We start from the raw sequence: 11533 nt of genomic DNA, 5'->3' as shown, positions 1-11533 counted from the left end.
GTCTTGCCGTGGTCAACGTGACCGATCGTGCCGATGTTGCAGTGCGGCTTGCCGCGTTCAAACTTTTGCTTTGCCATTGAAGTGGCTCCCTTTTTTCTTGTGGGAGGCGGGGGAACCCCCGCCCTACGAGGATGGGTAGGGCGGGGTTGTCCCCGCCATCCCGTTTATGCGTATTTCGCCTGGATCTCGTCAGAGATGTTCTGCGGGACCGGGTCGTAATGCGAGAACTGCATCGTGAACTGAGCGCGGCCCGAAGACATCGAACGCAGCGTGTTGATGTAGCCGAACATGTTGGCCAGCGGCACGTTCGCAGCAATCGCCACGGCATTGCCGCGCGGTTCCTGGCCGGACACCTGGCCACGACGCGAGGTCAGGTCGCCGATGATACCGCCGGTATATTCTTCCGGGGTCACGACCTCGACCTTCATCATCGGTTCCAGCAGCTTCGCGCCGGCCTTGCGGAGACCTTCGCGCATGCACATGCGGGACGCGATTTCGAACGCCAGAACCGAGGAGTCCACGTCGTGGAACTTACCGTCGACCAGCGCGACCTTGAAGTCGATCACCGGGAAGCCTGCCAGCGGACCGGAGTCCATGACCGACTTGATGCCCTTTTCGACGCCCGGGATGTATTCCTTCGGCACGGCACCACCAACGATGCGCGATTCAAACGAATAGCCTTCGCCCGGCTCGGTCGGCTGGATGTCCAGCTTGACTTCGGCGTACTGACCCGAACCACCCGACTGCTTCTTGTGGGTGTAGGTGTGCTCGACCGCGTGACCGATGGTCTCGCGATAAGCCACCTGCGGGGCACCGATGTTGGCCTCGACCTTGAACTCGCGCTTGAGACGGTCGACCAGGATGTCCAGGTGAAGTTCGCCCATGCCCTTCATGATGGTCTGACCGGACTCGAGGTCGGTCTCCACCCGGAAGGAGGGGTCTTCGGCTGCCAGACGGGCCAGACCCGCCGACATCTTTTCCTGGTCGCCCTTGGTCTTGGGCTCGACCGCGATCTCGATCACCGGCTCGGGGAAGGTCATGGTTTCGAGAACCACGGGTTCCTTCGCGTCGCACAGGGTGTCACCGGTGGTGGTGTCCTTCAGACCCGCCAGCGCGATGATGTCGCCTGCAAAGGCTTCCTCGATTTCCTCGCGGTTGTTCGAGTGCATCATCATCATACGACCGATGCGCTCTTTCTTGCCCTTGGTCGAGTTCAGGATGCTGTCGCCCTTCTTCATCACGCCGGAATAAATCCGGGTGAAGGTCAGGGAGCCGACGAACGGGTCGTTCATGATCTTGAACGCCAGACCGGCGAAGGGCATCGAGTCATCGGCGCGGCGCGGGATGTCACGGGTTTCCGTTTCATCACCCGGCTTGAAGCCCATGTAATCGACGACGTCCAGCGGCGACGGCAGGTAGTCGACAACGGCGTTCAGCAGGGGCTGCACACCCTTGTTCTTGAACGCGGAGCCACCCAGAACCGGAACGAAGTGCATGGCCAGCGTGCCCTTGCGCAGCAGTTTGCGCAGGGTTTGTGCGTCGGGCTCTTCGCCTTCCAGGTACTTTTCCATCCAGTCGTCGTCTTCTTCGACGGCGGCTTCGACCATCTTGCCGCGCCATTCCTCGGCGAGCTCCTTCAGGTCGTCGCGGATCGGGCCACGGGTCCAGGAGGCGCCAAGGTCTTCACCCTTCCACACCCACTCTTCCATGGTCACGAGGTCGATCAGACCTTCGAGTTCCGATTCAGCGCCGATCGGCAGGGCCACGGGCACGGCGCGCGCGCCGGTGCGGTCCTCGATCATGCGGACGCAGTTGAAGAAGTCCGCGCCGATCTTGTCCATCTTGTTGACGAAGACGATCCGCGGAACCTTGTAGCGGTCAGCCTGACGCCACACGGTTTCGGTCTGCGGCTCGACACCGGCATTGGCGTCCAGAACGCAGACGGCACCGTCGAGAACCGCCAGCGAGCGTTCGACTTCGATGGTGAAGTCGACGTGCCCGGGGGTGTCGATGATGTTCATGCGGAACTTGGTGTCCGACGTGCCTTCGGCGGTCGGGTCTTCCTGCCACTGCCAGAAGGTGGTGGTCGCAGCCGACGTGATCGTGATGCCGCGTTCTTGCTCCTGCTCCATCCAGTCCATGGTGGCTGCACCGTCGTGCACCTCACCGATGTTGTGGGACTTGCCGGTGTAGAAGAGGATGCGCTCGGAGCAAGTGGTCTTGCCCGCGTCAATATGCGCCATGATACCGAAGTTGCGGTACCGCTCTAGGGGATAATCGCGTGCCATTGGCTATGGTCCTCTGGTTTACCAGCGATAATGGCTGAACGCTTTGTTCGCGTCGGCCATCTTGTGGGTGTCTTCGCGCTTCTTGACGGCTGCACCGCGGGACTGGACCGCGTCGATCAGCTCGCCTGCAAGGCGCTCTTCCATGGTGTTTTCGTTGCGGGCGCGGCTGGCGTTGATCAGCCAGCGGATGGCCAGCGCTTCGCGGCGCTCGGGGCGCACTTCGATCGGAACCTGATAGGTGGCACCACCCACACGGCGCGAGCGAACCTCGACCGAGGGTTTGATGTTGTCGAGCGCTTCGTGGAAGATTTCCACGGGCGCGCGCTTCACCTTGGCCTCAACGCGGTCGAGCGCGTTGTAGACGATGCGTTCGGCGGCAGATTTCTTGCCATCGTACATCAGGTTGTTCATGAACTTGGTCAGAACCTTATCGCCATACTTGGCGTCAGGCAGAACTTCGCGCTTCTCGGCGGCGTGACGACGGGACATTGTCTAATCCTCTTCTGGGTGTGCTTACTTGGGACGCTTCGCGCCGTACTTCGAACGACGCTGCTTACGGTCTTTGACGCCCTGGGTATCCAGAACACCGCGCAGGATGTGGTAACGCACACCGGGAAGGTCTTTCACACGGCCGCCACGGATCAGAACCACAGAGTGCTCCTGAAGGTTGTGGGATTCGCCCGGGATGTAGCTGATGACTTCGTAACCGTTGGTCAGGCGAACCTTGGCCACTTTACGCATTGCCGAGTTCGGCTTCTTCGGCGTCGTGGTGTAGACGCGGGTGCAGACGCCGCGCTTTTGCGGGCACTGCTCAAGGTGCTGGGACTTCGAGCGTTTGACTTTGGGCTGACGCGGCTTGCGGATCAGCTGCTGGATCGTGGGCATATAAGGTTTCCCCGTGCTTCTCACATATGATCGCTTCGGGGCGATATGCCCTTCTGCGTGCTACAGTTTCATGACAACACTCGTGAAAAAGCGCCGTCGGTTCATTGGCTCGCCACAAACGGCGAAAGGCCGCGACATTCCCGTACCGAGGGCAATGTTGCGGCGGGTTTCCAGAGGATCGGGCGTTAGGGGCCCGGATCTTGACCCTGTGGATTCGTGCTGAACACGCGGCTGGTGCGCGCGCGTTGGGGCGCCGTATATGGGGAGTCGTGCGGGTTGTCAACACGCAGGCCCGATGTCATGGATTGCAAGGGCATAGCCCGGTCAGGAGGCATCATGCAAGTCATCGGATTGTGCCGGTTTTCCTACCCTGCCGAGGGCGGGTTTCAGGTCGAACACCAGACGGCCCGCGCCCGGTCCGACTACCTGTACGCGCCGGTGCGGATGGAGGAACGCTTTCGCACCTTCGAAACCATCACCCTGCCCGCCCTGCGCGCGCAGACCGACCCGGATTTCCGCTTTGTCATCCTGATTGGCGACGACCTGCCCGACGCTTATGCCGAGCGGCTCTTTGCCTTGGTCGAGCCCATGCCGCAGGCGGTCATCGTCGCCCGCGCCCCCGGCCCGCATCGCGCCGTGTGCAAGGAGGTCCTGAACGCCGCCCGTCACGACATGGACGCGCCCTGCATCCAGTTCCGCATGGACGATGACGACGCGGTGGCGGTGGATTTCGTCGCGCGCCTGCGCCGCGATGCCGGGCTGGTTGCGCCCCTGTGCGCGGCCAACAAGGCGGTGATCCTCGATTATCGCCGGGGTCTGATCCTGCGCCCGACGGCGAAGGGGCCGATGGCCGAGGAAACCGAGCTTGCCTATTACCCGATGGGCATGGGCATGGTCGTCGCGGGCGGGCACAGCCAGACGATCATGAATTTCGCCCATTCCAAGGTGGCCAAGTTCATGCCCACCGTCACCTTTGCCGACAGCCTGATGTTCGTACGCGGGCACAATGACTTCAACGACTCGCGCCAGAAGGCCCATGTCAAACCGATCAAGCTGCCCCTGATGGACGCAAAAGGCGAAGCGACCCTGAAGGACCGCTTCGCCATCGACGCCGATCATATCCGGCGCATTTTTGGGTAACGCATTGTTAACCGAAGTTAACTGTCGCCGTCCCCCTTGGTGACGTGGATCAGCTCGCCCTGCTCGTAATCCGTTGCCAGCAGGAAGGACCCGTCGTCCAGAACCTCGACATCGCGGACACGACCGAACTGGGTCAGCACGCGCTCCTCATGGGCGACGCGGTTGCCATCCCATTCCAGACGCACGATCCCCGGGGCCACAAGGCCGCCGATCAGCATGTCACCCTGCCATTCCGGGAACATCTCGCCCTCGTAGAAGGCAACGTCACCGGGGGCGATGACCGGGTCCCAATAATAGGCGGGCTGCTCCATGCCGTCCTTCTTCGCGATGCCCTCGGTCACGTCCGAGCCATCGTAGTTGACGCCATAGGAAATCACCGGCCAGCCATAGTTCTTGCCAGCTTCGGGGATGTTCACCTCGTCACCGCCAGCGGGGCCGTGTTCGATCACGTAAAGCGTGCCGTTGTGATAGGCCGCGCCCTGCACGTTGCGGTGGCCATAGGACCAGATGGAGTCGATCGCGTCCTCATCCCCGACAAACGGATTGTCCTCCGGCACGGTGCCGTCGAGGTTCACCCGGATGACCTTGCCATAGGTGGTGTTCAGGTCCTGCGCCTTCTTGCGCTCCTCAACTGTGAAGTGCTCGCCGGTGGTGATGAAGGCATGGCCGTCGCCGTCAAAGACGATCCGGCTGCCATAGTGCATCGCGGCGGGGCTGGGCGGGGTCTGGACAAAGATGTCCTCGACCTGCGTCAGTTCGGTCATGTCCTCGGACAGCACACCGCGGGCGGCGGCGGTGACGGACATGCCGTCGCCCGTGCCCTTGGCGTAGGTGATATAGACCATCCGGTCTTCGGCAAAGTTCGGGCCGACTTTCACGTCCAGCAGACCGGCTTGGGTCGAGTTGCCAGCCGGCTCGTTGAAGATTTCGGGCAGGCCCTTGATCGGCTCGGATTTCTCGCCGTCCAAGGTCACATGGACCAGACGCCCGGGGCGTTCGGTCACGAGAACACCATTGCCATCCGGCAGCGCCTCGATGGCCCAAGGGTGTTCCAGTTCCTCGGTCAGCATCTTGGTGGCATAGGTATAGTCCGACGCCGCCAGCGGCGCGCGGGTCTGGTTTTCGAATGCGGGCTCAAAACTGGCCTCGCGGTCACCCCATTCATGGGTGTCCTGCGCAAAAGCCGGGGCCGTCAGCGCGGTGACGGCGGCAAGTGTACCAAAGACAGTCTTGGTCATGATGTCCTCCTGTCTGTTTCCGTTGACAGAAGAACGTGTGGGACCGGGCAGGGTTCCTAATGTGGCTTCACCGGCAGGCGCGGACGGCGCTGTTCTCTCCACAATGTGAACAGGCCCGTGCCCATGATGATCACCGCGCCGATCAGTGACAGCACAGCGGGCCATTCGTCGAAGACCAGCCAGCCAATCGCCAAGGCCAGCACAAGGCTGGTATAGCGGAAGGGCGCGACAAAGCCGACCTCGCCCACGCGCATCGTCGCCACCGACATGGCATAGGCCGCGATGATGAAGACCCCCGCCCCCAGCAGCAGCGCCCCGTTTTCGGCGCTCAGCGGCTGCCAGTCCTGAAACAGCGACCAACCGGCAGCCATGACCAGCACCGTGGCCGAGGTGGCAAAGGTCGCCGCAAGCGAGGGGACCGCCGTGCTCATCCGTCGGGTGGCCAGATCGCGGATCGTGGCGCAGACCACCGCGCCAAGTGCCGACAGGGCGTAGATGTTGAACCCCTCGGTGCCGGGGCGCACGATCAGCAACATGCCGACGAAGCCCGCGATGATCGCGCTCCAGCGCCGCCAGCCGACGGCCTCGCCAAAGAACAGCGCGCTCCCCAGCGCAAGGGTCAGCGGCAACATCTGCAACAGCGCCGAGACGTTGGCAAAGGGCATGTTGAACAGCGCGGTGAAGAAGAACAGCGCCGCCCCGGCCTCGGCCATGGCGCGCAGCAGGACCAGCGCCCTGTCCCGCGTGGGAAAGCGCATATGCAGCGCCCCGCGCCGATGCGCGAGGATCGCCAGAAAGGTGGTCGAAAAGATCGCGCGCAGCGTCAGGGATTGTGACAGCGGCAGGCTGTCGCCGATCGCCTTCATGCAGGTGTCGCCAAAGGTGAACGCGGCCATGGAGCCAGTCATGAGAAGTGCGCCGCGCATGTTGTCGCTGCCCGCCCTCATGACAGGCTGTGCGCCAATCTCCGCAACCCCCGCGCCACGATCATCCGGTGCGCCGGGCCAACCACTGCCATGTAGGCCTTGCCGAACCCGTTATGGGTGAGCACGGACGAGGTGATCGAAACCGTGCGGTCATGGCAGGTTATGCATGTCATCACGTCAAGATGGCGATCGCGCTCGGTCAGGACGAGGCAACCGTCCCGCACCGCTTCGACCAGAAAGAAATCAAGACGGTCCCCAGCCGCGACGGAGGACGGCGCGGCCCCCGAAAACCCGCCGATGGCACAGACACCGAAGGGACGCGAGATCAGGTCGCGCAGGGTGAACGCCCAGTTCAAACGCCGCGCCATATCCGCCGAGACGGCGGCATAGACCTGCAACGGGGTGGTGGGGTGCGGCAGGTCGATGCTTTGAATGTCGAAGAAGCTCAACCGGTCGCGCGGCGCGACGATCTGGAATTGTGCTGTTTGTGCTTGCATCGAAGCGCCCCTTGTCCCGGCGCGAGGATACCGCCCGGCCAAGCGGTCGCAAGGGCAAAAGGAAAATCGGCCCGGCTGACAAGGCCGTTCCGACAGCCCCACACAAAAGTTGCGGGCCAAATTGTCAGCTGACAATTTTTACGCAATATTTACAGATAGTTAAAGGAAAAGCCCTATCCCGTTGGAAACGCAGGACCCAAACGTAAAAACGCCCCGGGGGTGAACCGGGGCGTTTCGATTGTGTCAGGTCGGACCCGCTTATTCGCGGCTTTCCGGGGTGTCGACGATCAGCGTGTCGAACTCGTCCCCGCCAACCACATCGTCCATCCGTTCCGGCGCGGCCAGAGCGGCGGCGGCCTCGGCCTCTTCGCGGCGCGCCTCGATCACGACATTGTCGCGATCCTGCGCGATGCGGCGGACCTTCTGCGTGGCACCACCGGTGCCCGCCGGGATCAGACGACCGACGATGACGTTTTCCTTCAGGCCGACCAGCTTGTCCTTCTTGCCCTGAACAGAGCTTTCGGTGAGCACGCGGGTGGTTTCCTGGAAGGACGCCGCCGAGATGAACGACCGGGTCTGCAAGGACGCCTTGGTGATCCCGAGCAGGATCGGCTCGCCCTGTGCAGGACGCCCGCCCTTCTTCTCGGCCTTGGCGTTGGCCTCGTCGAACTCCATCTTGTCGACATGCTCGCCCTTCAGCAGCGTGGTGTCGCCGCTGTCGAGGATCTCCCACTTTTGCAGCATCTGGCGGACGATCACTTCGACATGCTTGTCGTTGATCTTCACACCCTGCAGTCGGTAGACGTCCTGCACCTCGTCGATCATGTAGTTCGCCAGAGCCTCGATCCCCATGATCGACAGAATGTCGTGCGGGGCCGGGTTGCCGTCCATGATGTAGTCGCCCTTCTGGATGAAGTCGCCCTCACCCACCGGGATGTGCTTGCCCTTGGGGATCATGTATTCGCGCGGCTCAAGGCTGTCATCGGTCGGCTCGATGGCGATGCGGCGCTTGTTCTTGTAGTCCTTGCCAAAGCGCACATAGCCGTCGATTTCCGCGATGATCGCGTGATCCTTGGGACGACGGGCCTCGAAGAGTTCGGCCACACGCGGCAGACCACCGGTGATGTCCTTCGTCTTCGCCCCTTCGCGCGGGATACGCGCCACAACGTCACCGGCCTTGACCTCCTGCCCGTCTTCGCAGGACAGGATCGCGTCCACCGACATGGTGTACTTGATCGGGTCGCCCTTTTCGTTGCGGACCGGTTCGCCATCGCCATCCATCAGGATGATTTCCGGCTTCAGCTCGTTGCCCTTGGGGGCCGCGCGCCAGTCGATCACGATCTTCTGGGTCATGCCGGTCGCATCGTCGGTTTCCTCGCGCACGGCAAGGCCGTTCACAAGGTCCACATGCTTGGCGATACCATCCTTCTCGGCGATGATCGGCAGGGTGTACGGGTCCCATTCGAACAGCTTGTCGCCGCGCTTGACGGACTGACCTTCGTTCACGAACAGCTTGGAACCGTAGCCCATCTTGTGGGATGCGATTTCCTCGCCCTGATCGTTCTGGATGACGACCTGCATGTTGCGGTTCATCACGATCAGTTCGCCAGCCGCGTTTTCGATGGTGCCGGGGTTCGCGAACACGATCTTGCCGTTCTGCGACGCTTCGAGGAAGGACCGCGAGGAGCCCTGCGCAACACCGCCCATGTGGAAGGTCCGCATGGTCAGCTGCGTGCCGGGTTCACCGATCGACTGCGCCGCGATGATACCGACGGCTTCGCCGATATTCACCTTGGTGCCGCGTGCGAGGTCACGCCCGTAGCAGGTCGCGCAGACGCCTTCCTCGGCCTCACAGGTGAGGGGCGAGCGGATGCGCGCGGTTTGCAGACCGGACTCCTCGATCATGTCGGCGGTGCGTTCGTCGATCAGCTCGCCCAGACGGACCATGACATCGCCGGTGAGCGGATGCACCAGATCCTCTGCCGCGGTACGGCCAAGGATACGCTCGCCCAAGGACGCCACGACCTCGCCATCGTTGACCGCGGGTTCGGCGGTGATGGCGTTGTCGGTGCCGCAATCATCCATGCGGATGATGCAGTCCTGCGCCACGTCCACCAGACGGCGGGTCAGGTAGCCCGAGTTCGCGGTCTTCAACGCGGTGTCCGACAGACCCTTGCGGGCACCGTGGGTCGAGTTGAAGTATTCGAGAACGGTCAGACCTTCTTTGAAGTTCGAGATGATCGGCGTTTCGATGATGTCGCCGTTCGGCTTTGCCATCAGGCCGCGCATCCCGCCCAGCTGTTTCATCTGGGTGACCGAGCCACGCGCACCGGAGTGGGCCATCATGTAGACCGAGTTCGGCTCCATCACGGCACCGTTCTCATCGCGGCGCTCGGCCGAGATGGTCGACATCATCGCCTCGGTGACCTTGTCGTTACACTTCGACCAGGCGTCCACGACCTTGTTGTACTTTTCGCCCTGAGTGATCAGGCCGTCCATGTACTGCTGTTCGAAGTCCTTGACCTGATCGCGGGTCTCGTCGACCAGCGTCCACTTGTTGTCGGGAACCACCATGTCGGCCTTGCCGAAGGAGATGCCCGCCTTGAACGCCTCTTTGAAGCCCATCGACATGATCTGGTCACAGAAGATGACCGACTCCTTCTGGCCGCAATAGCGGTAGACGGTGTCGATGACGCGCTGAACGTCCTTCTTCCGCAGAAGCTGGTTGACCAGATCGAACGGCGCCTTGGTGTTGAGCGGCAGAAGCGCGCCCAGACGCACGCGACCGGGGGTGGTCTCGTAGCGTTTCCAGACCTCGTTGCCCTCGTCGTCGATCTGCTTGACGCGGCACTGGATCTTGGCGTGCAGATGCACCTCACCGGCGGTCAGGGCGTGCTCGACTTCCTCGATCGAGGAGAAGACCATGCCCTCACCCTTCATGCCTTCGCGCATGATGGTGACGTAATACAGACCCAAGATCATGTCCTGCGAGGGAACGATGATCGGTGCGCCGTTGGCGGGCGACAGAACGTTGTTCGTCGACATCATCAGGACGCGCGCTTCCAGCTGGGCTTCCAGCGACAGCGGCACGTGAACAGCCATCTGGTCACCGTCGAAGTCCGCGTTGAACGCCGAGCAGACCAGCGGGTGAAGCTGGATGGCTTTCCCTTCGATCAGCGTGGGTTCGAACGCCTGAATGCCCAGACGGTGCAGCGTCGGCGCGCGGTTCAGCAGAACCGGGTGCTCGCGGATGACCTCGTCGAGAATGTCCCAAACCTCGGGGCGCTCTTTTTCGACCAGCTTTTTCGCCTGTTTCACGGTGCTGGACAGGCCCTTGGCCTCCAGTCGCGAGTAGATGAAGGGCTTGAACAGTTCGAGCGCCATCTTCTTGGGCAGGCCACACTGGTGCAGCTTCAGTTCCGGGCCGGTCACGATCACCGAACGACCGGAGAAGTCGACGCGCTTGCCCAGAAGGTTCTGACGGAAGCGGCCCTGCTTGCCTTTCAGCATGTCGGACAGCGACTTCAGCGGGCGCTTGTTGGCACCGGTGATGACGCGGCCACGGCGGCCGTTGTCGAACAGGGCGTCGACGGATTCCTGAAGCATCCGCTTTTCGTTGCGCACGATGATATCGGGCGCGCGCAGTTCGATCAGGCGCTTGAGACGGTTGTTCCGGTTGATCACGCGGCGATACAGGTCGTTCAGGTCGGAGGTCGCAAAGCGGCCACCGTCCAGCGGCACCAGCGGGCGCAGTTCCGGCGGAATGACCGGGATCACGGTCATCACCATCCATTCCGGACGGTTGCCGGATTCAAGGAAGGATTCCACGACCTTGAGACGCTTGATGATCTTCTTGGGCTTGAGTTCGCCGGTCGCTTCCTTGAGGTCCGCGCGCAGGTTCTCGGCCTCGGCTTCGAGGTCGATCTGGGCGAGCATCTCGCGGATGGCTTCGGCGCCAATGTTCGCCGTGAAGGCGTCCATGCCGTATTGATCCTGCGCGTCGAGGAATTCCTCTTCGGTCAGCATCTGGCCATAGGTCAGGTCGGTCAGACCCGGCTCGATCACCACGTAGTTTTCGAAATACAGGACGCGTTCCAGATCGCGCAGGGTCATGTCCAGCATCAGGCCGATGCGCGAGGGCAGCGACTTGAGGAACCAGATATGGGCGCAGGGCGCGGCCAGTTCGATATGGCCCATGCGTTCACGACGGACCTTTTGCAGCGTCACTTCGACGCCGCACTTTTCGCAGACGACGCCGCGATATTTCATGCGCTTGTACTTGCCGCACAGGCATTCGTAATCCTTGATCGGGCCAAAGATACGCGCGCAGAACAGGCCGTCACGCTCGGGCTTGAACGTGCGGTAGTTGATGGTTTCGGGCTTCTTGATCTCACCGAAGGACCAAGAGAGGATCCGCTCGGGCGAGGCCAGCGAGACCTTGATCTCGTCAAAGACCTTCTGCGGGGCCAGCGGGTTGAACGGGTTGTTGGTCAGTTCCTGGTTCATGTGTTCCTCTGAATTTTGAGGGAAGCGGGGGAAGGGTAGGATGGGTGATCACC

At 62.1% G+C, this 11533-nt stretch carries 8 protein-coding genes and 1 pseudogene; 1 reads left to right on the top strand and 8 read right to left on the bottom strand.

Annotated elements, in window-relative coordinates; translation table 11 throughout:
• The 4 genes and pseudogenes from D8Z78_RS23565 to rpsL form a co-directional block, all read right to left on the bottom strand.
• A pseudogene (locus D8Z78_RS23565) lies at positions 1-77 on the bottom strand (GTP-binding protein); the annotation flags it as partial.
• 87 nt (positions 78-164) lie between these two features.
• The gene (fusA, locus tag D8Z78_RS23560; protein ID WP_121634271.1) at positions 165-2288 is read right to left on the bottom strand and encodes an elongation factor G; all 2124 of its coding nucleotides are present in this window, start codon (positions 2286-2288) and stop codon (positions 165-167) included.
• A gap of 18 nt (positions 2289-2306) precedes the next feature.
• Entirely contained in the window at positions 2307-2777 is a 471-nt protein-coding gene (rpsG, locus tag D8Z78_RS23555) for a 30S ribosomal protein S7 (protein WP_121634269.1), read from the bottom strand.
• 24 nt (positions 2778-2801) lie between these two features.
• Positions 2802-3173: a 30S ribosomal protein S12 gene (gene rpsL / locus D8Z78_RS23550; protein WP_005862801.1), complete on the bottom strand. Its 372-nt coding sequence runs from the start codon at positions 3171-3173 to the stop codon at positions 2802-2804.
• A gap of 336 nt (positions 3174-3509) precedes the next feature.
• On the opposite strand from rpsL, the gene D8Z78_RS23545 reads away from it, so the two are divergent.
• Positions 3510-4313 (top strand): putative rhamnosyl transferase, encoded by an 804-nt coding sequence (locus D8Z78_RS23545; RefSeq protein WP_121634268.1) that lies wholly within the window; start codon positions 3510-3512, stop codon positions 4311-4313.
• 17 nt (positions 4314-4330) lie between these two features.
• On the opposite strand, the gene D8Z78_RS23540 is transcribed toward D8Z78_RS23545, so the two are convergent.
• The 4 genes from D8Z78_RS23540 to rpoC all read right to left on the bottom strand — a co-directional run bounded on the left by D8Z78_RS23540 (position 4331) and on the right by rpoC (position 11480).
• Entirely contained in the window at positions 4331-5551 is a 1221-nt protein-coding gene (locus D8Z78_RS23540; RefSeq protein ID WP_121634267.1) for a PQQ-dependent sugar dehydrogenase, read from the bottom strand.
• A 56-nt stretch (positions 5552-5607) separates the two neighbouring features.
• On the bottom strand, positions 5608-6459 hold the full coding sequence (locus tag D8Z78_RS23535) for a DMT family transporter (RefSeq protein ID WP_240672249.1): 852 nt from the start codon (positions 6457-6459) through the stop codon (positions 5608-5610).
• A gap of 35 nt (positions 6460-6494) precedes the next feature.
• Complete coding sequence (locus D8Z78_RS23530) at positions 6495-6974, bottom strand: DUF2867 domain-containing protein (RefSeq protein WP_121634264.1); 480 nt, start codon at positions 6972-6974, stop codon at positions 6495-6497.
• A 258-nt stretch (positions 6975-7232) separates the two neighbouring features.
• Positions 7233-11480 (bottom strand): DNA-directed RNA polymerase subunit beta', encoded by a 4248-nt coding sequence (gene rpoC / locus D8Z78_RS23525; RefSeq protein ID WP_121634262.1) that lies wholly within the window; start codon positions 11478-11480, stop codon positions 7233-7235.
• Positions 11481-11533 lie beyond the last annotated feature (53 nt).

The sequence above is a fragment of the Tropicibacter alexandrii genome, assembly GCF_003667315.2.
Classification (GTDB): domain Bacteria; phylum Pseudomonadota; class Alphaproteobacteria; order Rhodobacterales; family Rhodobacteraceae; genus Tropicibacter; species Tropicibacter alexandrii.
Note: the sequence above shows the minus strand (reverse complement) of the source record. Positions and strands in the feature narration are given on the sequence as shown.